19 protein-coding genes are annotated in these 19258 nt (G+C 73.5%); 13 read left to right on the top strand and 6 right to left on the bottom strand.

The annotated features are described in order from the left end of the window. The first annotated feature begins 194 nt into the window (after positions 1-194). The 3 genes from sigK (at position 195) to ABT296_RS06060 (ending at position 2080) form a co-directional block, all read left to right on the top strand. Positions 195-788: an ECF RNA polymerase sigma factor SigK gene (gene sigK, locus ABT296_RS06070; RefSeq protein WP_351923723.1), complete on the top strand. Its 594-nt coding sequence runs from the start codon at positions 195-197 to the stop codon at positions 786-788. Next, complete coding sequence (locus ABT296_RS06065) at positions 785-1525, top strand: anti-sigma factor (RefSeq protein ID WP_351923721.1); 741 nt, start codon at positions 785-787, stop codon at positions 1523-1525. Before sigK ends, ABT296_RS06065 begins: the two co-directional genes overlap by 4 nt. A gap of 81 nt (positions 1526-1606) precedes the next feature. Next, complete coding sequence (locus tag ABT296_RS06060) at positions 1607-2080, top strand: hypothetical protein (protein ID WP_351923719.1); 474 nt, start codon at positions 1607-1609, stop codon at positions 2078-2080. Positions 2081-2133: 53 nt separating this feature from the next. On the opposite strand, the gene ABT296_RS06055 is transcribed toward ABT296_RS06060, so the two are convergent. Further along, a complete protein-coding gene (locus ABT296_RS06055; RefSeq protein WP_351923717.1) occupies positions 2134-3021 on the bottom strand; it encodes a LysR substrate-binding domain-containing protein in 888 nt (295 codons plus the stop codon). A gap of 97 nt (positions 3022-3118) precedes the next feature. Here ABT296_RS06055 and ABT296_RS06050 point away from each other — a divergent pair, with 97 nt between their 5' ends. Genes ABT296_RS06050 through ABT296_RS06040 form a run of 3 tightly spaced genes read left to right on the top strand, consistent with a single transcriptional unit; the run spans position 3119 to position 5669 of the window. After that, on the top strand, positions 3119-4327 hold the full coding sequence (locus ABT296_RS06050; RefSeq protein ID WP_351923715.1) for a thiolase family protein: 1209 nt from the start codon (positions 3119-3121) through the stop codon (positions 4325-4327). Next, positions 4324-4995 (top strand): 3-oxoacid CoA-transferase subunit A, encoded by a 672-nt coding sequence (locus ABT296_RS06045; protein ID WP_351923713.1) that lies wholly within the window; start codon positions 4324-4326, stop codon positions 4993-4995. Before ABT296_RS06050 ends, ABT296_RS06045 begins: the two co-directional genes overlap by 4 nt. Further along, on the top strand, positions 4992-5669 hold the full coding sequence (locus ABT296_RS06040) for a 3-oxoacid CoA-transferase subunit B (protein ID WP_351923711.1): 678 nt from the start codon (positions 4992-4994) through the stop codon (positions 5667-5669). Before ABT296_RS06045 ends, ABT296_RS06040 begins: the two co-directional genes overlap by 4 nt. A gap of 53 nt (positions 5670-5722) precedes the next feature. Here the strand turns inward: ABT296_RS06040 and ABT296_RS06035 are convergent, their stop codons facing one another. Continuing rightward, entirely contained in the window at positions 5723-6601 is an 879-nt protein-coding gene (locus ABT296_RS06035; RefSeq protein WP_351923709.1) for an alpha/beta fold hydrolase, read from the bottom strand. Between the two features lie 149 nt (positions 6602-6750). Between ABT296_RS06035 and ABT296_RS06030 the strand changes: the two genes are divergently transcribed. Then, positions 6751-8739 (top strand): AfsR/SARP family transcriptional regulator, encoded by a 1989-nt coding sequence (locus tag ABT296_RS06030; protein ID WP_351923707.1) that lies wholly within the window; start codon positions 6751-6753, stop codon positions 8737-8739. 531 nt (positions 8740-9270) lie between these two features. On the opposite strand, the gene ABT296_RS06025 is transcribed toward ABT296_RS06030, so the two are convergent. Beyond that, positions 9271-9495 (bottom strand): hypothetical protein, encoded by a 225-nt coding sequence (locus ABT296_RS06025; protein WP_351924097.1) that lies wholly within the window; start codon positions 9493-9495, stop codon positions 9271-9273. Between the two features lie 50 nt (positions 9496-9545). Here ABT296_RS06025 and ABT296_RS06020 point away from each other — a divergent pair, with 50 nt between their 5' ends. Together ABT296_RS06020 and ABT296_RS06015 are read left to right on the top strand one after the other, a co-directional pair. Then, positions 9546-10517, top strand: a complete 972-nt coding sequence (locus ABT296_RS06020) for a carbohydrate ABC transporter permease (RefSeq protein WP_351923705.1) — start codon at positions 9546-9548, stop codon at positions 10515-10517. Beyond that, positions 10514-11422, top strand: a complete 909-nt coding sequence (locus ABT296_RS06015) for a carbohydrate ABC transporter permease (protein WP_502977186.1) — start codon at positions 10514-10516, stop codon at positions 11420-11422. The genes ABT296_RS06020 and ABT296_RS06015 overlap by 4 nt, the downstream gene beginning before the upstream one ends. 44 nt (positions 11423-11466) lie before the next feature. Here ABT296_RS06015 and ABT296_RS06010 read toward each other — a convergent pair whose 3' ends face one another. Then, on the bottom strand, positions 11467-12078 hold the full coding sequence (locus ABT296_RS06010; RefSeq protein WP_351923703.1) for a glyoxalase: 612 nt from the start codon (positions 12076-12078) through the stop codon (positions 11467-11469). Between the two features lie 222 nt (positions 12079-12300). Here ABT296_RS06010 and ABT296_RS06005 point away from each other — a divergent pair, with 222 nt between their 5' ends. From ABT296_RS06005 to ABT296_RS05990, 4 genes are all read left to right on the top strand, one after another. Continuing rightward, positions 12301-12954 carry a beta-glucanase gene (locus tag ABT296_RS06005; RefSeq protein ID WP_351923701.1) on the top strand — a complete coding sequence of 218 codons (654 nt, stop codon included), beginning with the start codon at positions 12301-12303 and terminating at the stop codon, positions 12952-12954. 73 nt (positions 12955-13027) lie between these two features. Next, entirely contained in the window at positions 13028-14035 is a 1008-nt protein-coding gene (locus ABT296_RS06000) for a DUF389 domain-containing protein (protein ID WP_351923700.1), read from the top strand. A gap of 86 nt (positions 14036-14121) precedes the next feature. Beyond that, on the top strand, positions 14122-14661 hold the full coding sequence (locus ABT296_RS05995) for a GNAT family N-acetyltransferase (protein ID WP_351923699.1): 540 nt from the start codon (positions 14122-14124) through the stop codon (positions 14659-14661). 43 nt (positions 14662-14704) lie between these two features. Continuing rightward, positions 14705-15685, top strand: a complete 981-nt coding sequence (locus ABT296_RS05990) for a threonine ammonia-lyase (protein ID WP_351923698.1) — start codon at positions 14705-14707, stop codon at positions 15683-15685. A gap of 25 nt (positions 15686-15710) precedes the next feature. On the opposite strand, the gene ABT296_RS05985 is transcribed toward ABT296_RS05990, so the two are convergent. Both ABT296_RS05985 and ABT296_RS05980 read right to left on the bottom strand, forming a co-directional pair. Beyond that, entirely contained in the window at positions 15711-16085 is a 375-nt protein-coding gene (locus tag ABT296_RS05985) for a VOC family protein (RefSeq protein ID WP_351923696.1), read from the bottom strand. A 90-nt stretch (positions 16086-16175) separates the two neighbouring features. Beyond that, on the bottom strand, positions 16176-19160 hold the full coding sequence (locus ABT296_RS05980; RefSeq protein ID WP_351923694.1) for a glycoside hydrolase family 3 C-terminal domain-containing protein: 2985 nt from the start codon (positions 19158-19160) through the stop codon (positions 16176-16178). Positions 19161-19258: the final 98 nt, after the last annotated feature.

Below are 19258 nucleotides of genomic sequence, written 5' to 3'. Positions count from 1 at the left end.
CCGAAGGCACACAGCACGAACATCCGCGGCGGCCGCGGTGTCGAATCCCAGGTGGGACGGTGCCACCTCGCCGCCGCGCCGATCCACGGTCGCGCGGATTCCGCAAGCCGGGGCGGACGACCTCCCCCGGGCTGCGGGGCCCTCTCCCGCGGCGGACCATCGGACGAGAGACACGTCGACGGAACGTGAGACACATGCCGAGCACGGCCCATTTCAGTGGTCCCGGTCCGCAGGGCGACGACCCCCGGAGCGTCGAGGCGCTGCTCGCCAGGGTCGCGGACGGCGACCAGGCCGCCTTCACCGGCGTGTACGAGGCGTTGGCGCGTCCGGTGATGGGGCTGGCCTGTCGCATCCTGCACGACCCGTCGCAGGCGGAGGAGGTCACGCAGGAGGTGATGGTCGAGGTGTGGCGCACGGCCGGCCGCTACCGGCGCGATCGCGGGAGCGCCAAGGGATGGGTGCTCACCCTCGCCCATCACCGGGCGGTGGACCGGGTCCGCCACGCCCAGGCCGCGGCGCAGCGCGAGCGCCGGGCGGGCGCGGTCATCGGGGGCCGCGAGCACGACGAGGTCGCCGAGGCGGTCGAGGACGAGGACGAGCGACGGCGCGTCCAGGAGTGCCTGGACCGGCTCGCCCGCAAGTACCGGATTCCGCTGCGGCTGGCCTACTACCAGGGGCTGACCTACCTGGAGACGGCTGCGACCCTCTCCGCGCCGGCCGGGACCGTCAAGTCCCGGATGCGCACCGGACTGCGCCTGCTGCGCGACTGTCTGGAGGCCCGGTCATGATTCCCGAGGAGGATCCGCACCTGGCCGTCGGCGCCTACGTCCTGCACGCCCTCCCGCCGGACGAGGAGGCCGCCTTCGAGGAGCACCTGGCCGGCTGCCCGGCCTGCACGCTGGAGGCGGCTCAGCTCAGCGAGGTCGCGGCCCGCCTGGCGTGCACCGAGACCGCCGACGTCCCGCCCGACCTCCTCGACCGCGTGCTGCGGGAGACCGGCCACGGCACGCGGGACCGCCCGCCCGGCCGACCGGTGCGCGGCGAGCGACGCCGGCGTCTGCTGGTGTGGGCGCTGGCGGCGAGCCTGGCCGCCGTCGCGGGGCTCGGCGGCGTCGCCGCCTGGCAGCACGACCGGGCCGACGACGCCCGCGCCCGCGCCGACGCCCTGTGGGACGACCGGCAGGCGCTGGCCGAAGTGCTGACCGCCCCGGACGCCACCCTGCACACCGCGGAGCTGAGCGGCGGCGCCGACGCCACCGTGGTCGTCTCCCGCTCGGCCGACCGGGCCGCCTTCCTCGCCGCGGACCTGCCCGCCCTCGACGACGGCCAGGTGTACGAGCTGTGGTACGCGGCCCCGTCGGGCGGTCTCCGCCCGGCCGGCCTCATGCCCGGCAGCGGCAACCGGCCCTCCCGCACCCTGGCCGGCCCCCTCGGCGAGGCGGTGGCCGTCGGCATCACCGTCGAACCGGCCGGCGGCTCGGACCAGCCGACCAGCGAACCCCTGGGCATCATCGAGATATCCTAGCCGGCCGGGCCGGGCCGGGCCGCTGTCAGTGCCCGCCCCTATCGTTCCCTCCCTGACGGTCTTCGAGGGAGGGGTGGCGCTGTGGGTGCCAGCGGATGGGACTACGTCACCGGGTACGACGGCGACGTCGAAGCGGCTCTGGGGACTTTGCGGGCCCGGGTGTTCCAGGAGGAGTACGGCGACGACGGCGAGTACCGGAGCCTTGAGGACCTCTGCGAGGACAAGGAGTTCATGGGCTCCGAGGGCACCCACTCCATCCTCGACATCGACCGGGTGGTGGCCACGGACACGCCGCCCGCACCGCTGCGTCCGGCCGACTACGGAACCCTGCGCCCGCTGGCGGCGAGCCGTGTGAGGCACCACTTCGGCACGGACCGCCCGACCGTCGAGCAGTACGAGGGGCTCGCCGCCGCCGGCAACGGGGCGACGAGCCATGACGCGTTCGAGCGGAGCCTGCTCGGCGAATGCCGTATGAGCTGGACGGGCTACTACGTCGTTCTCCACTCCGACGGCGGTGCGACGCACCTGGGGATATTCGGCCGCTCGGGCGGATAGGGCCCTTCCGGTGGATCTCCGGGGCCTCCGAAGGTCCCGGCTTCTCCGGCCGCTCAGCCCCGTACGCACGCCTGGATGACCTCGGCGACCCGGCCCACGACGGGGAGGTCGTGCCCGGCCCGCCTGGCCAGGCCCAGGTCCACCGTCTCCTTCTCGGCGAGGGGCACGTAGGTGACGCCGTCGAGGCGGAGGCTCTGGACGGACTCCGGGACCAGGGCGACGCCGTGGCCGGCGGCGACGAAGACCACGAGGGTCGCCGTCTCCCCGACCTCGACGAGGGTGGCGGGCTCGAACCCGGCCCGCGCGCACGCCGCGAGGACACGGCCGTGCATGGACGACCGGCCCTGGGAGGGGTGGACGACGAACGGCTCGCCCGCGAGTTCGGCGACCGGGACACGGGAGCGGCCCGCCAGCCGGTGCCCGCTCGGGACGACGGCCACGAGGCGCTCGGACCGCAGCGGGACGACCTCGACGTCCGCGTCGACGGGGGCGGCGGATCTGAGGAGCGCGAGGTCGAAGGTGCCCTCCCGCAGCCCCGTCACCAGTTCGGGGGCGAGCAGCTCGCCGCGCAGTTCGGCGTCGACGTGCGGGATCTCGGTGCGCAGGGTGCGGGCGACGCGGGGCAGGACGTCGTAGGTGGCCGTGCCCACGAAACCCACCGAGACGCGTCCGGCATGTCCCGAGGCCAGCATCTCCATGTGGGCTTCCGCCCGCTGCACCTCGGCGAGGATGGCCCGCGCGTGCGTCACGAGCCGGCGTCCCGCGTCCGTCAGCTCCACGCGCCGGGTGGAGCGGTCGAACAGGGCGCTGCCCGTCTCCCGCTCCAGCTGTTTGATCTGCTGGGACAGGGCCGGCTGGGCCACATGGAGGCGGGCGGCGGCGCGGCCGAAGTGGCACTCCTCGGCCAGGACGAGGAAGTAGCGGACCTGCCGGATCTCCACGCCACCGCCTCCCCGCGCGCCATTCATAAGTGCGGCCGATGGATTGAGTGTAACTAGGTATTGGATCGGATGAATGGCGTGGGCCTAGCGTGAGGGCATGGTCGACAGCTACCTCTACTCAGCCGTGAGAACTCCCTTCGGGCGGTTCGGCGGGGCACTCGCTGGCGTCCGGCCGGACGACCTCGCCGCCACCGCCGTGTCCGCGCTGCTGCGCACCACGCCCTCCCTGGACCCGGCCGCCATCGGCGACGTGGTGTGGGGCAACGCCAACGGGGCCGGTGAGGACAACCGCAACGTCGGCCGTATGGCCGTCCTGCTGGCGGGGCTGCCGACCTCGGTGCCCGCCACGACCGTCAACCGGCTGTGCGGCTCCTCGCTGGACGCGGCGATCATCGGTTCCCGTGCGGTGGAGACGGGGGACGCCGACATCGTCCTCACCGGCGGTGTCGAGTCGATGACCCGCGCGCCCTGGGTCCTGCCCAAGCCGTCCCGCGGGTTCCCGGCCGGTGACCTGACGGCCGTCTCCACCACGCTGGGCTGGCGGCTGGTCAACGACCGCATGCCGAAGGAGTGGACCGTCTCCCTCGGCGAGGCCAACGAACTCCTCGGGGAGAAGTTCGGCATCCCGCGCTCCCGCCAGGACGAGTTCGCGGCCCGCTCGCACCGCCTCGCCGACGAAGCCTGGAACAGCGGCTTCTACGACGACCTGGTCGTGCCCGTGGAGACGGGCGGCCGGGACGGCGGCGTGCTGGGCCGGGACGAGGGCATCCGGCCGGGTACCTCGGTCGAGAAGCTCGCCGCGCTCAAGCCGTCGTTCCGCGCCGACGGCCAGATCACCGCCGGGAACGCCTCGCCGCTCAGCGACGGCGCGTCCGCCGTGCTGCTGGGCTCCGGTGAGGCGGCGGCACGCATCGGGCGGGACCCGCTGGCGCGGATCGCGGGCCGCGGGGTGTCGGCCCTGGACCCGCAGCTGTTCGGCTTCGCCCCGGTCGAGGCCGCGAACCGGGCGCTGCGCGCGGCCGGGATCACCTGGGCCGACGTGTCGGCGGTGGAGCTGAACGAGGCCTTCGCCGTCCAGTCGCTGGCCTGCGTCGACGCCTGGGGGATCGATCCGGACCTGGTGAACGCCAAGGGCGGCGCGATCGCCCTGGGGCACCCGCTGGGCGCCTCCGGCGGCCGGCTCCTCGGCACGCTCACCGCACGGCTGCGCGAGTCGGGCGGGCGGTGGGGCGTGGCGGCGATCTGCATCGGCGTGGGCCAGGCCCTGGCCGTCGTACTGGAGAACGTCTCCGGGAGGACCTCGTGACCACCACCTTCCACACCGACGCCGACAGCGCGGTGGCCGGCGTCGAGGACGGGTCGACCGTCCTGGTGGGCGGGTTCGGCATGGCCGGGATGCCGGTCCAGCTGATCGACGCGCTCATCCGGCAGGGCGCGAGCGGACTGACCGTCGTCTCCAACAACGCCGGCAACGGCGACTCCGGGCTGGCGGCGCTGCTCGACACGGGCCGCGTCCGCAAGATCATCTGTTCGTTCCCGCGGCAGAGCGACTCCTGGGTCTTCGACCGGCTCTACCGGGCCGGACGGATCGAACTGGAGGTGGTGCCGCAGGGCACCCTCGCCGAGCGGCTGCGCGCGGCCGGGGCGGGCATCGGGGCGTTCTACTGCCCGACCGGGGCGGGCACGCTGCTCGCCGAGGGCAAGGAGACCCGCGAGATCGAGGGCCGTACGCACGTCCTGGAGTACCCCATCAAGGGCGATGTGGCGCTGATCGGCGCCCACCGCTCGGACCGCATGGGCAACCTCGTGTACCGCAGGACCGCGCGGAACTTCGGCCCGGTGATGGCCACCGCCGCGACCACGGTCGTCGCCCAGGTGGGCGACATCGTCGAGACGGGCGCCCTGGACCCCGAGGCCGTCGTGACCCCGAGCATCTACGTGGACCGAGTCGTGAAGGTGGCACCGACCGTATGAACGCGACGACCGCACTCGTGGAGCACCTCGACCGCGCGCCCCTGAGCAGGGACGAGATGGCCGCGATCGTGGCCCGGGACATCCCGCCGGGCTCCTACGTCAACCTGGGCATCGGCCAGCCGACGCTGGTCGCCGACCATCTCCCGGCGGGCTCCGGAGTGGTGCTGCACACGGAGAACGGCATGCTCCACATGGGCCCGGCGGCCCGGGAGGGGCAGGTCGACCCCGACCTCATCAACGCGGGCAAGGCTCCGGTCACCGAGCTGCCCGGGGCGTCGTACTTCCACCACGCCGACTCCTTCGCGATGATGCGCGGCGGCCACCTCGACGTGTGCGTCCTCGGCGCCTTCCAGACCTCGGCCGCCGGCGACCTGGCCAACTGGCACACCGGCGCCCCCGACGCCATCCCGGCCGTCGGCGGCGCCATGGACCTGGCGATCGGCGCCAAGCAGGTGTTCGTGATGATGAGCCTGTTCGCCAAGGACGGCACCCCCAAGCTGGTCCCCGAGTGCACCTACCCGGTCACCGGCCTGGGCTGCGTCGACCGCGTCTACACCGACGTCGCCACCTTCGCCGTGGGCCCGGCCGGCGCCGTCGTCCTGGAGACGTTCGGCATCTCCTTCGACGCCCTCGCGGACCGCCTCGACGTGCCGCTCACCCCCGCGAAGGGCTGACGGCCGCCGCGCACGGGACCGGGTCGCCACCGGTCCCGTGCGGCCTCTCGCCGTCAGCGGGTCAGCAGCGCCCTCAGCTCCTTCGCGATCCGCTCCGGGTCCTCCTCGGCCATGAAGTGCCCGCAGGAGACGGTGGAGTGGTCGAGGTCGGCGGCCCAGGCACCCCACAACGCGGCGGCCTCGTAGCCGAGCGCCGCGCCCCAGTCCTGCTGGAGGACCGAGACCGGCATCGTCAGCCGGCGGCCCTCGGCCCGGTCGGCCTTGTCGTGCTCGACGTCGATGCCGGCGGAGGCCCGGTAGTCCGCCACGATGGACGGAACGGCGTCGCGGCAGGCTTCGAGATAGACCTCGCGGATGTGCGGCGGCACGGCCTCGGGGTCGTTCGCCCAGACGTCGAGGAAGTAGCCGAAGAACGCGTCGGCGCTGCCCCCGATCATCCGCTCCGGCAGCCCGGGCGGCTGGGCCATCAGGTACAGGTGGAATCCGATGGCCGCCCGCACGCCGTGCAGCGCGTCCCACATGTCCAGCGTGGGCAGTACGTCCAGGCAGGCCAGGTGGGTGACGGTGTCCGGGTGGTCGAGGCCGGCGCGGAAGGCGACCAGGGCGCCCCGGTCGTGGCCGGCGAGGGCGAACCGCTCGTGGCCGAGCCCTCGTGCCAGCCGCACGATGTCACGGGCCATGGTGCGCTTGGAGTAGACGTCCGGTCCGCTCTCCGCGGGCTTGTCGCTGTCGCCGTAGCCGCGCAGGTCGGGGCAGATCACCGTGTGGTCGGCCGCCAGGTCCTCGGCGACGTGCCGCCACATCAGGTGCGTCTGGGGGAAGCCGTGCAGCAGCACCAGCGGGGCGCCGGAGCCGCCGACGGCGACGTTCAGTCCCACTCCTTCGTCCACGGTGACGCGCCGGTAGTCGAATCCAGGGATTGCGGGTGTCATGGCTGTGTGCCCTTCCGGTGTGGTGCGGGGCCCGTTCCTCCGGGCCGTCGACATCAGCCTGCGGGCCTTGGATCAGCAGCGGATCAACGTCGTGGGGCGGCGGTAGGTTGGCGTGAACGAGCAGGTGGCGGAGCGGAACGGACGACAGCGTGCGGGTGAGGTTCGGAGTGCTGGGCGCGGTGGTGGCCTGGGACGAGGAGGGCGGGCGGCTCGGGTTGAAGGGGCCCCGGCACCGCGCGGTGCTGGCCCGGCTCGTCGCGGCCCGGCGGCAGGTCGTGCCCGTCTCCCGGCTGGTGGAGGACCTGTGGGACGAGCCGCCCGGCAACGCGGTGGGGGCGCTGCGCACCTTCGTCGGTGATCTGCGCCGGTCGCTGGAGCCGGACCGGCCGCCGAGGACCCCGTCCCGTCTGCTGGTCACCGAAGGCGCCGGGTACGCCCTGCGCGCCGCGAAGGACGACGTGGACGCCTGGCGGTTCGAGGCCGCGACGGGCGCCCTCGGGGACGTGGGCGCGGCCGAGGTGCTGGAGCGGACGACCGAGGCGCTCACCTGGTGGCGCGGGCCGGCCTTCGCCGACTTCGACGACGAACGGTGGCTGCGGGCGGAGCGCTCCCGGCTGACCGGGCTGCGGCTGAACACGGTCGAGGCGCGTGCGGAGGCCCTGATCTCGCTGGGCCGGGCGGCCGAGGCGGTCCCCGAGCTGGACGCGCATGTGACCGACCACCCCTGGCGGGAGGAGGGCTGGCGGCTGCTGGCGCTGGCCCTGTACCGCGCCGGCCGGCAGGCCGACGCCCTGTCGGTGCTGCGCCGCGCGGCGGCCATGCTGCGCGAGCACCTGGGCGTGGACCCCGGGCCGCGGCTGCGGCGCCTGGAGGACGACGTCCTGCTGCACGCCGAGCACCTCGACCCGGACGCCGGTACGTCCGTGGACCGGGTGTGGGCGCGGGCGACGGCCGCGTACGAGGGGGTGCTGGGCAGCAGGGCCCGTACCCGGCTGGAGTCCACGGTCGGGCTGATGCGCGATCTGGCGGTGACGGGCGGCGGCGGGCTGGAGGCGGCCCGCAGGCACCGGGTGGCCGCGGTGGCGGCGGCGGAACAGCTGGGGGATCCCGAGCTGACCGCCCGGGTGATCGGCGTCTACGACGTGCCCGCGATCTGGACCCGCTCCGACGACCCCGAGCAGGCGCGGTGGCTGGTGGATGCCGCCGAGCGGACGCTGCGCGCGCTGGATCCGGGCGCGCACGACGCGGCCCGCTGCCGCCTCCTGGCGACGGTCGCGGTGGAGTCACGCGGGACGCTTCCGGCCGACGAACCGCCCTCCGGTGTCCTGGCCCGACCGCTCCGGGCGGCCGGACAGGCGCAGGAGATCGCCCGACGGCTGGGCGACGCCTCCCTGCTGGCCTTCGCCCTGAACGGCGTCTTCATGCAGTCGTTCCGCCGCGCCGGGCTCGCCGACCGGCGTGACGCGATCGGCACGGAGATCGTCGCGCTCTCCGCCGGGCACGGTCTGGTCCGGTACGAGGTGCTCGGCCACCTCGTCCGTCTCCAGGCGAAGTCCGCCCTGGCCGACCTGGCCGCCGCCGACCGGCACGCCGCCGCCGCGGACGAGCTCGCGGCCCGCCACGAGCTGCCGCTGGTGTCCGTCTTCACGGCGTGGTTCCGCGCGCTGCGGACGGCCACGACCGCGGAGCCGGCCGCCGCGGAGGCCGCCTACGCGGAAGCCGCCCTGTCGTTGGCGGGCGCGGGGATGCCCGGACTGGAGTCGGGACTGCTGCCGCTGGCCCGGCTGTGCGTACGCCTGCGGCACGGGGCCCTGCCGGACGACGGCGCCGCCGCCGACGCGGACTGGGGGCCCTACGAGCCGTGGGTACGGCCGCTGCTGCTGGCCGAGGCCGGCCGTGCGGAGGAGGCTCGTGCCGCGCTGCGCGTCGTCCCCTCCCCGCCTCGGGACCTGATGTTCGAGGCGATGTGGTGCCTGCTGGCCCGTGCGGCGATCGCCGTGGGCGACCGCACGGTCCTGTCCCGGGCCCACACCCAGTTGCTACCGGCCTCGACCGAAGTGGCGGGCGCGGGAACGGGGTTGATCACGCTGGGCCCGGTGGCGGAGCAACTGGACGCGATCACGGCGGCGCTGGGCTGACCGAGGGCCCGGCGGGGTCTTGGCGGGGTGGGGCGGGGTTGTTGGGCGGGGTTGTTGGGTGGGTGGTGGACGGCGGCGGGCTGGCGGGTGATGTCTTGCTGGTGGGCGGTGCCTGACCGGTGGGCGGCGGCAGGTCCGTGGGCGGCGGCAGGTCCGTGGGCGGCGCCTGACCGGTGGGCGGCGCCCAGCCGGTAGACGGCGCCTCACCGGCGGACGATGCCTGGCTGGTGGACAACGCACGGCCGGTGGACGACACCTGGCCCGCGGGTAGCGCGCGGCCAGTGAACGGCGCTTCGTTGGCAGACGGCACCCAGCCGTCGGACAACACCCAACCGGCGGGCGGCGCCCGGCCGGTGGGCGGCGCCCGGCCGGTGGGCGGCACCCGGCCGGTGGGCGGCACCCGACCGGTGGACGGCACCCGACCGGTGGACGAACACCCAACCGGCGGGCGGCGCCCGGCCGGTGGGCGGCGCCCGGCCGGTGGGCGGCGCCCGGCCGGTGGGCGGCGCCCGGTCCGTGGGCGGCGGCGGTTCAGGGGAGCGGTGTCCAGCCTCGGCCCATGTGCCAGTGGCCGCCCTGGTCGAGGTGGTTCAGCAGCGTCTTCTGGAGGGTGGTGCGGCGTGGCAGGCCGGAGGTGTTCGTGGTGCCGGGCGGCCTGGCGAAGACGAACTCCAGCACCTCCGAGTCGCAATCCGGGCGGTCCCCGCCCGGCTCAGGTACGGCACCACGATCACGGACGCGCTGCGCGCGGCACAGGCGGAGACCCTGCCCGACATGCGCAGCCTGGGACTCGCGATGAGGACCGTATGAGCGCCGTCACCCAGCCCCGAACGGCCGGCTCCGCCCGCACCGGCCACGAGGTCGCGGCGCCGCCCCGGCGGACCGGCGACGCCTCCCGGCGGACGGCGGTCGCGGTGCTCCTCGGCCCCTTCGTCGTCCTGCTGCTGACCGTGTTCGTGCTGCCCACGCTGTACGCGATCCACCTGAGCTTCTTCTCCACCACGCACGAGGGGCTCGGCTTCGACGGCGCGCACACGTCCTTCGCGGGGCTGCGCAACTACGCGGCCGTCCTGGACGATCCGTCGTTCGTGCGCGGCGTGGGCATCACCCTGCTGTACACGCTGGTGTTCGTGCCGGCCGCCGTCGCCGGAGCCCTGGTGCTGGCGCTGCTGTTCGACTCCGGCTGGATCCGCGCCCGCCGACTGAGCCAGACCCTGCTGTTCGTGCCGCACGCCGTGCCCGGCATCATCGCCACGGTGATCTGGCTGTACCTCTACACGCCGGGCATCTCCCCGGTACTGGGCGTGCTGGAGGACCTCTCCGTCGACGTCGACTTCCTGTCGCTGGGGATGCTGGTGCCGTCGCTGGTGAACATCGCGCTGTGGAGCGGTCTGGGCTACACGACCGTGATCTTCTTCGCCGCGCTGCGCGCGATACCGGGCGATGTGATCGAGGCGGCGGCCGTGGACGGGGCGGGGCCGGTCCGTACCGCGCTGCGGATCAAGGTGCCCCTGCTGCGCGCGACCGTGACCACGGTGGTGATCTTCTCCTCGATCGGAGCGCTGCAACTGTTCACCGAGCCCATGCTGCTGAGCAAGGCGAGCCCGCTGGTCGGGCCGCGGTTCACGCCGAACATGTACATCTACGACGCGGCGTTCACCCGCAACAACTACGGCCTCGCGGCGGCCGCTTCGGTACTGCTGCTGGCCGTGTGCTGTCTGCTGTCCTTCGCCGTCACCCGGCTGACCGCCGAGAACCCCAGGAAGGTGACCCCGTGACGACGCTCCAGGTCCCGCGCCGCCGTCGTCCGCGCCGCCGGACCGCGGACCCGACGGCCCCGGCCGCCGCCGGCCGCTGGTCGAGCCGGTCCGTCGCCAACCTGCTGGTCGCGCTGAGCGCCCTGTACGCGCTGCTGCCGCTGGTCTGGCTGCTGATGGCGTCGGCCGTGGACGCGCAGGCGCTCTTCGCCTCCGACTTCCTCGACCCGTCGCAATTCGCGCTCCTGGACAACGTCCGGGCCCTGCTCGACGAGGGCGACGGCATCTTCCTGCGCTGGTACGGCAACAGCCTGCTGTACGCAGTGGGCGGCGCGGCGCTCGGCGCCCTGATCAGCGTGGCGGCCGGGTACGCCTTCGAGAAGTTCGAGTTCACGGGCAGGCGGCACCTGTTCACGCTGGTCCTGCTGTCGGTGATGGTGCCGGCGACGGTCCTGGCGCTGCCCCTGTATCTGATGGTCTCCGGTCTGGGCATGGCCAACACGGTGTGGTCGGTCCTCGTCCCCGTGCTGTTCAACCCGTTCGGGGTGTATCTGGGGCGGCTGTTCGCGGCCTCGTACGTGCCGGGCGAGGTGCTGGAGGCGGCGCGCGTCGACGGGGCCGGGGAACTGCGCAGCTTCTTCTCGGTGGGGCTGCGGATGGTCGGCCCCGGCTATGTGACGATCTTCCTGTTCCAGCTCACGGCGATCTGGAACAACTTCTTCCTGCCGCTGGTGATGCTCAACGACGAGTCCCTGTACCCGCTGAGTCTGGGGCTCTACAGCTGGAACGCCGCCGCTCCGATCAACCCGGACTTCTATCCGCTGATGGTGATCGGATCACTGCTGGCGCTGCTGCCGCTGGTGGTGGCGTTCGTGCTGCTCCAGTGGTTCTGGAAGTCGGGCCTGACGGCGGGTGCCGTGAAGTAGCACCTCCCGCGCGCCTCGTACGGGCGGCCCGTGCCATGCCGGCGCTACGCGGCCGTCGTCCAGGCGAACCCGTCCGGGTCCTCGAACACCCCGGCGTCGGCGCCGATGACGATGCGGTGCGAACCGGAGCCCTCGGGGGAGACGCCCGCGACCTTGGCCAGGCCCCGGCGCTTGTAGAGGGCCAGCTTCACCGCGCCCCGGCCGGTGGCGAACTCCACGTACTTGCTGCCGAAGCTCTTGCCGACCGCAAGGCCGTGTCCGACGTAGAACTCCTTGCTGGCCTTCATGTTCTCCACGCCGAGCAGCAGCACGATCTCGTCGACGTCCAGGGCGGCCGGGCCGGTGTCCTTCTTCGACGACGAGGCGACCTGCCACACGGTCCCGTCCGGGGCCTGCACGACGGCGCCGTAGCCCCACAGCGACTTGGCGGGCGGCTTGACCACCGTGGCACCGCCCTCCGCGGCGGCCTCGACGAGCGCGTTGACGTTGGCCGGCTGGGACACCACCAGTGAGAGGGTGAACCCGCGGAATCCGCTGGTGGCGGCCTCGGAGGCACGCACCCGCACCTCGTCGCCCAGCCCGAGCACGGACGTGTAGAAGTGGTCGGCGGCGGCGGTGTCCGCCACCTCGAGGGCGACGAAGTCAATGGAAGTCATGCCGACGAGACTAGGGCGGCCGTACGGCACACGCTTCTCGAATCCTGACCGGTTCGCGCGGGCCACGCCGGGGTGCGCGCCCCCTGTCACCACCGGACCGCGCCGGCCCGCGTCACCCGTTCGTATGAAACAGGGCGCGGCGCGCCGGGGCCCCGCATGACGCCGACCACGGCGGGGATCACCCGGTCAGCACATGCGTAGCGAGCGACCAGGGAGCCGGGCGTGAGTGAAGTCGTCTTCGTCGCAGATTTCTCCTCCGAGGACCAGTGGGTGGCCGGGCGGTCGTGGGCCTATCCGGACGGCGGCCCCACCAACCGGGGCGACAACAAACTGGACCATCTCACCGACGATCCCGCCTACTGCCGGGAGGGCACGTTCCGCGCCACCCGCCGGCCCGACGGACTGTGGGACGCCGGGCTGCTCACCACCGAGGAGAGCCCGGAGGGGTTCATGGTCCGCACCGGCGACCGGCTGGAGACCAGGGTGCGCCTGCCGGTCGAGACGGGCGCCTGGCCGGCGATCTGGACCTGGCGGGACGGCGGCAACGAGGTCGACGTCTTCGAGTACCACCCGGACAACCCGGACCTGCTGGAACTGACGAACCACGTCCGCCGGAGCGGGAGATACGTCCGCGACAGCGCCGTCGGCCCCGGGGAGGTGATCAGTCTGAGCGTGACCTTCGGCAGACGCAGTGTGGTGTGGCTCCTCAACGGCAAGCAGGTCTTCGCCGACGGACGCGGGGTCGGTTCGAGCTGGCACGCCTATCTCATCGTCAACCTGTCCGTGTGCGCGGGCCGCTACCACCCGGCCCCGGACGACTCGGTGGACGAGATGTCGTACGCGGTGGAGAGCCTGGTCGTGCGTCGCGGCAGGTGAGTGCGGAAGGTGAGTGCCGGACGGCCCGTGTCCCTGCGGGGTCCGATATGCACGGTTCCTCATACTTGTGCGCATGCTCAGCCACCTGCGTGAAAAGGTCCTCCCGGCCCATCAGCGGCGCTCACTGGAAGACCTGCGGGAGGATCTCGACCTGTCGTCGGGCGACAGACAGGCCAAGCAGTCCGCCTTCTGGACCATGCTCACGCTGTCGTCGGTCATCGCGGCGGGCGGCATCCTCACCGACTCCACGGCCACCGTCATCGGTGCGATGATCATCGCCCCGCTGTCGACGCCGATCATGGGCATCGCCCTCGGCGCGGTGCGGCGCCGCCGCTCCGCCGCCCTCGCCTTCGTCGCCCTCGGCTGCCTGCTGGTGATGCTGATCGGCGCGGCGGCCTCACTCGTCGTGCCCCAGAACTATCCGCTGCTGACCAACAGCCAGATCTCCGGACGGACCTCCCCCGGCCTGCTGGACCTGATCGCAGCCCTGGCGACGGGGTTCGCCGGTGCCGTCGCGCTGTCCCGCAGGGACGTCGCCGCGGTCCTGCCCGGAGTAGCCATCGCCATCTCCCTCGTCCCGCCGCTGGTCGTCACCGGTGTCTGTGCCGGACAGGCCAGTTGGTGGCTGGCGCTGGGCGCCCTGGTGCTCTTCCTCTCCAACCTCTTCGCCCTGGTCTTCGCCGGGATGGTCGTCTTCGCCGCGCTCGGGCACGTACGCTCCGGCGAGCGGCGCACCGGCCCCGGACCGCGCCGCGCGTACCTCATGCTCGGACTGCTCTTCGCCGCCGTACTGCTCCCCCTCACCGCCAACACCGTCACGGCCGTCCTGCTCACCACCTGGACCTCGCACACCAAGTCCGCCGCCGAGCGGTGGCTGTCGGACAGCCCCGGCGCGTCCGTCACCAACGTCACCAACCAGTCCAGGACCCTGTACATCCACGTCCGCGGGCCGGGCGACCTGCCGCCCGTCGAGGACCTCCTCGACGATCTCCAGGGGCAGGTCCCCGACGGCATCCCGGTGGTCGTCGATTCCACCCGGGGCCGGCAGATCACCGCCGGACGGGTGGGCGACCAGGACTGAACCGGCCTGCGGAACAGACCTGTTCACGCCGGGGACCGCCCACTATTCGGTTGCCGCGGGCGCGCGCCGTCGGATAGGAATCCCGCATGCTGAAGGGCAACAAGGTCGGGCTCAGGGCCCGCCACGAGGACGACATCCCCATCCTGCTGGACGAGCTGTTCAACGACGTGGTCAACGCCTCCCGGTCCGAGACCAAGCCGTGGCGGCCGATCGCACCGACGTCGAGGGACCGGCTCAAGGTCGACGACAGCGAAGAGGCGAACGTCCCGTTCTCCGTGGTGGAACTGGACGGCGGCACCCTCATCGGCAGCGCGACCCTGTGGGGCGTCGACCCGCACAACCGCAACGCGCACATCGGCCTGGGCCTGCTGCCCGCGCAGCGCGGCAAGGGGTACGGCACCGACGTGGTCGCCGCGTTGTGCCACTACGGCTTCGTCGTACGCGGCCTGCACCGGCTCCAGATCGAGACGCTCTCGGACAACACCGCGATGCTGCGCTCCGCCGAACGCAACGGCTTCGTCCGCGAAGGCGTCCTGCGCTCCGCGGCCTGGGTCATGGGCGAGTTCCTCGACGAGGTCGTCCTCGGCCTCCTCGCCGAGGACTGGAAACCCGTCCCGAGGCAGTGACACCCGGCTCCCACCTCCCCGCGTGACGCTACGCTGCCGTGCCATGCGGGGTACGCGGCTGGACACCGATCGGATACGGGCGGCACGGCGGCTGATCGACCCCGTCTTCCTCGACACCCCTCTGTACCGCTGCGAGGCGCTGGAGCCGGAACTCGGCTGCGCGGTGAGCGTGAAACTGGAAACGGCGAACCCGGTCCGCAGCTTCAAGGCGCGCGGGACCGAGATCGCCGCGACCCGGCTCGCCGACGGCGGCGACCGTGCCGTGGTGTGCGCCAGCGCGGGCAACCTCGGCCAGGCCCTCGCCTGGTCCGGCCGGAACCGGGGCCTCGACGTCACCGTGGTGGCGTCCCGCTTCGCCACCCCGGCCAAGCTCGACCGGATCCGCGCCCTGGGCGCCGCCCTTGAACTCGTGGACGGGGACCACGAGTCGGCCCGCGAGCGCGCGGCGGACAGGGCGCGCCGCGACGGCATCCGGCTGCTGGAGGACAGCCTGGACATCGAGACCTGCGAGGGCGCGGCGACCATCGGGCTGGAACTGACCGCCGCCACGCCGCGGTTCGACACCGTACTGCTCGCCCTCGGAGGCGGCGCCCTGGCCACCGGCGTGGGTCATGTCCTCAAGGACCTCGCCCCCGGGATCGAGGTGATCTGCGTCCAGCCGTCGGGCGCACCGGCGCTGACCCTCTCGTGGCGCGAGCGGCGGGTCGTGACCACGGACTCGGCGGACACCATCGCCGACGGCGTCGCCGGCCGGTTTCCCATCCCGGCCGTCCTGGACGACCTGCTCGTGGTGGCCGACGACGCCGTACTGGTCCGGGAGGAGTCGATCGTCGCCGGGATGCGACTGCTCCTCGACCACGCCGGCCTCGTCGTCGAGCCCTCGGCGGCGCTCGGCGTCGCGGCGGTCCTGGAGGACCGCGACCGCTTCGCCGGGCGCCATGTCGTCACCGTCGTGTGCGGCGGCAACGTGGATGCCGCCGCCTACCGCCGCTGGATCGGTCCGGCTGCCACCGACCCTTCGTGACCCCGTGGGGCGGATGGCCGTCCGTTCAGTGCAGGCAGAGGCAGAAGGGGTGGCCGGCCGGGTCGGCGTATACCCGCCAGTTGGCGTCGGGGCGGATCCGGTCCGTCGGCTCCAGCAGGGTCGCGCCGAGGGCGAGCGCCCGCTGCTCCTCGGCGTCGAGGTCGTCGACGTCGAAGTCCAGGTGGAGCTGTTGCGGGCGGTCCTGGCCCGGCCACTCGGGCGGCCGGTAGCCGTCCACCCGCTGACAGGCCAGGGGTGTCCCCTCGAACCCGTGCACCTCGATCCAGTCGGAGTCCGCCGAGTCCCTGACCACCCGGCCGCCGAGCAGTTCCGCGTAGAACTCGGCGAGCGCCACCGGATCGGCACAGTCCAGCGCGACCGCCTGCAGCTTTCGAATCACTTCCGGCACTCCTCGCTCCACGGACGCTCCCGTGACGTCCTCGTCCCGGAGGGGCCTACCCGGCGCTGCGGCGGGCATGCACCCTCGCTGTCAGGCGTCGTACCGGGAAACCCCGAGGTCAAGGTGGTGGTCGTCGACGAGGGCCCGCAGCGGAAGTTCGCCCGCCGACCGGCCCGCCAGCACCAGCCACTCGCCCGGTTCGGTGCGCCAGCCGCCGTCCTCCTCGCACCAGTGCTGGAACGCCCGCCGCGGCACCCGCACCGCCACCGTCACCTCCTCCCCCGGATCCGCCTCGACGGACGCGTACCCGGCGAGCCAGCGCAGCGGCCGATCCACCCGTGACACGGGCCGGGCCAGGTACACCTGGACCACCTCGCGGCCCCTGCGCCGGCCCGTGTTGCGGAGCCGGACGCGGACGGTACGGACGGCGTCGGCCGTCCCCGAACCGCTGCCGCCCTCGCGCCCGGCGGCGGGGGCCTCGGCCAGGACCGTCAGGCCCTCGTACGCCCAGGTCGTGTAGCCCAGTCCGTGTCCGAACCAGTACGCGGGTTCGCGGCCGGCCCGCAGCCAGGCCCGGTAGCCGATGTGCAGGCCCTCGGTGTAGTCGAGCACGCCGTGCTCCGGGCGGGTCCGGCTCACCGGTACGTCGCCGAGGGCGGCGCCCCAGGTGGTGGGCAGCCGCCCGCCCGGTTCGACGTGCCCGAACAGCACGTCGGCGACTCCCGCGCCGCCCTCCTGCCCCGGGAACCAGGTCAGCAGGAGCGCCCCGGCCTCGGCCCGCCAGGGCAGTTCCACCGGGCTGCCGGTGTTGAGGACGACCACCGTGCGCGGGTTGGCCGCGCAGACGGCGCGGACCAGGTCGTCCTGGTGCCCGGGCAGGGCCAGCGTGGTGCGGTCGTGGCCCTCGGACTCGCTGTTCTCGGTGGCGCCCACCACCAGCACCACGGCGTCCGCCCGGCGGGCGGCCACGACGGCCTCGGCGACGGCGGCGTCCGGGGCGGGCTCGGGCGGGGCGGCGCTGAGGACCGTGGCCCGGCCCGTGCCGGGGGCCAGTTCCCGGCGGGCCACGACGTGCAGGTCCTTCCCGCCCGGAACCTCCGTACGGGCGTACTGGCCCGGCGGGTTCACGTGGAGGACGGCCGGGTCGCCGGTGAGCGGTGGGAACTCGTCGTCGATCAGATCGCGGCCGTCCACGGTGAGTGTCATACGGCCGAAGCCGCCGACGCCGAAGCACCACGGTCCGCCGCTCCCGGAGGGCAGCAGGGCGCTGATCTCGACGGTGTGCGCACCGGGCGGCTGAGGCGGCTCCAACAGACGCCCGGACAGGCGGTGTTCGGCGTGCAGTTCGCGGCCATCCGCGTCGAGCACGCGCAGCAGGACTCCGGGGGCTCCGTCGCGCGGGTCGCGGCAGCGGGACGCGTCGAGGGGCGGCGGCGGTGCGTCCAGGGCCGGCCCCGGTACGTGGACGACCGTGGCCCGGCCGTCCAGTTCACGGCGGATGCCGTCCAGGAAGGTGACCACACGGCCCGGGAACACCCCCGCGCTGCCGCCGCCCTGAGTGCGCGGGTGCGCGGCATGGGCGCCGATCACGGCGACGGTGCCCAACTCCTCCCGGTCCAGCGGGAGTACGCCACGGTTGTGCAGCAGAACCGAGCCGGCGGCGACGACCTGTCGCAACAGCCCCCGCTCGGCGGACGAGACGGACGACTCGACTGAGGATTTGCGCTCGGCAGAAGGCGCCGACGACCGGACGGCGGCTTCGTACTCGGCGGAGAGCGCCGACGACTGGGCGGCGGATTCGCGCTCGCCGGAGAGCCCCGACGACCGGCCGACGGCTTCTCGCTCGGCGCAGGGCGCCGACCACCCGACCGCATCGTGCCGACCGGCGGCCAGGACCGACGGCTGGGCGGCTGCATCGTGTTCGCCGAAAGGGGCCGACGGCCGCACGGAGTCGTCGCGTTCGGCGGAGGGCGCCGGCAACCGGACCCAGTCACCGCGTTCGACGGACAGCGCCGGCGACCCGACCACTTCATCGCGCCCGGCGGACAGTCCCGCCGGCCCGACCGAGTCGTCACGACGGGTCGAAGCCTCCGACGCCCCGACGGAGTCACCGCACCCGCCGAAGTCGTCGCGCCCGGCGTACACCGTCGTCGGCCGGACCGAGCCTTCCCGCCCGACCGAAGTCCCCTCCCCGGCAACGGAGTTGTCCCCCCGCCCTTCACCGAGCGCCCCCACCCACTCAGCGAGCCGCAGCAGTCGCCGCACCTTGTCGTCGACCGCGTCGACAGGTACCGCCCCGCTCTCCACCGCCCGCAGCAGGGCCTCCGCCCACGGGCCGCCGGGGCCGGGCATGGCCAGGTCGAGGGCGGCGCGCGCGCTCGGTGCGGTGGTGCGGACCGCCCCCCAGTCGGAGACCACGACGCCGTCGAACCCCCACTCGCCCTTCAACGGCTCGGCCAGCAGCGGACTCTCCGTCATCGTGGTGCCGTTGACCCCGTTGTAGCCGGTCATCACCACCCGCACGCCGGCCGCCACCGCCGCCTCGAAGGGAGCCAGGTACACCTCGCGCAGGGCCCGCTCGCCGACCCGGACATCGGCGGTGAGCCGGTCCGTCTCGGAGTCGTTGGCCACGTAGTGCTTGGCCGTGGCGGCGATCCCGTGCCGCTGGATGCCGCGGATCAGGGCGGCGCCCGTACGGCCGGTGAGCAGCGGGTCCTCGGCGAAGCACTCGAAGTGGCGGCCGCCCAGCGGGGACCGGTGGAGGTTGAGGTTCGGCGCGAGGACGACGTCCACGCCCTTGCGGTGCGCCTCCGCCGCCAGCAGTCCGCCGAGCCGTTCGACCAGTCCGTCGTCCCACAGGGCGCCCAGCGCGGAGGCCGAGGGCAGCAGCAGGGACGTGTCCCGCTCGTCCCACGCCTCGCCCCGGATCCCGGCGGGCCCGTCGGACGTCGTCATCTCGGCCAGTCCGACGACCGGTTCGGCGTGCGTACGCCAGGTCGTGGCCCCGGTGAGCAGCCGGATCCGCTGCCGCAGATCCAGTTTCTCCGCCAGCCGCGCGAGTTCTTCCTCGGTCATTCCACCCCCTGTGGCCGCCCTCACCGTCCGGGAGAGCGCTCTCCCGATGGTGCGGAAGGACGCCGCTCCTGTCAACGGGCCCCGGCCCGCGGAAGCCG

It is taken from the genome of Streptomyces sp. NPDC000983, from assembly GCF_040299205.1.
In the GTDB taxonomy this organism is placed as follows: domain Bacteria; phylum Actinomycetota; class Actinomycetes; order Streptomycetales; family Streptomycetaceae; genus Streptomyces.
The sequence above is the reverse complement of the archived record's forward strand: the minus strand, read 5'-3'. Positions and strand labels throughout refer to the sequence as shown.

Bases quoted from the DNA above. Each gene is read 5' to 3' on its own strand.
- ABT296_RS06020 (WP_351923705.1), top strand. From the start codon at position 9,546: ATGAGCGCCGTCACCCAGCCCCGAACGGCCGGCTCCGCCCGCACCGGC.
- ABT296_RS06000 (WP_351923700.1), top strand. From the start codon at position 13,028: ATGCTCAGCCACCTGCGTGAAAAGGTCCTCCCGGCCCATCAGCGGCGC.
- ABT296_RS06035 (WP_351923709.1), bottom strand. From the start codon at position 6,601: ATGACACCCGCAATCCCTGGATTCGACTACCGGCGCGTCACCGTGGAC.
- ABT296_RS06040 (WP_351923711.1), top strand. From the start codon at position 4,992: ATGAACGCGACGACCGCACTCGTGGAGCACCTCGACCGCGCGCCCCTG.
- ABT296_RS05980 (WP_351923694.1), bottom strand. From the start codon at position 19,160: ATGACCGAGGAAGAACTCGCGCGGCTGGCGGAGAAACTGGATCTGCGG.
- sigK (WP_351923723.1), top strand. From the start codon at position 195: ATGCCGAGCACGGCCCATTTCAGTGGTCCCGGTCCGCAGGGCGACGAC.
- ABT296_RS06065 (WP_351923721.1), top strand. From the start codon at position 785: ATGATTCCCGAGGAGGATCCGCACCTGGCCGTCGGCGCCTACGTCCTG.
- ABT296_RS06050 (WP_351923715.1), top strand. From the start codon at position 3,119: ATGGTCGACAGCTACCTCTACTCAGCCGTGAGAACTCCCTTCGGGCGG.
- ABT296_RS06010 (WP_351923703.1), bottom strand. From the start codon at position 12,078: ATGACTTCCATTGACTTCGTCGCCCTCGAGGTGGCGGACACCGCCGCC.
- ABT296_RS05995 (WP_351923699.1), top strand. From the start codon at position 14,122: ATGCTGAAGGGCAACAAGGTCGGGCTCAGGGCCCGCCACGAGGACGAC.
- ABT296_RS05990 (WP_351923698.1), top strand. From the start codon at position 14,705: ATGCGGGGTACGCGGCTGGACACCGATCGGATACGGGCGGCACGGCGG.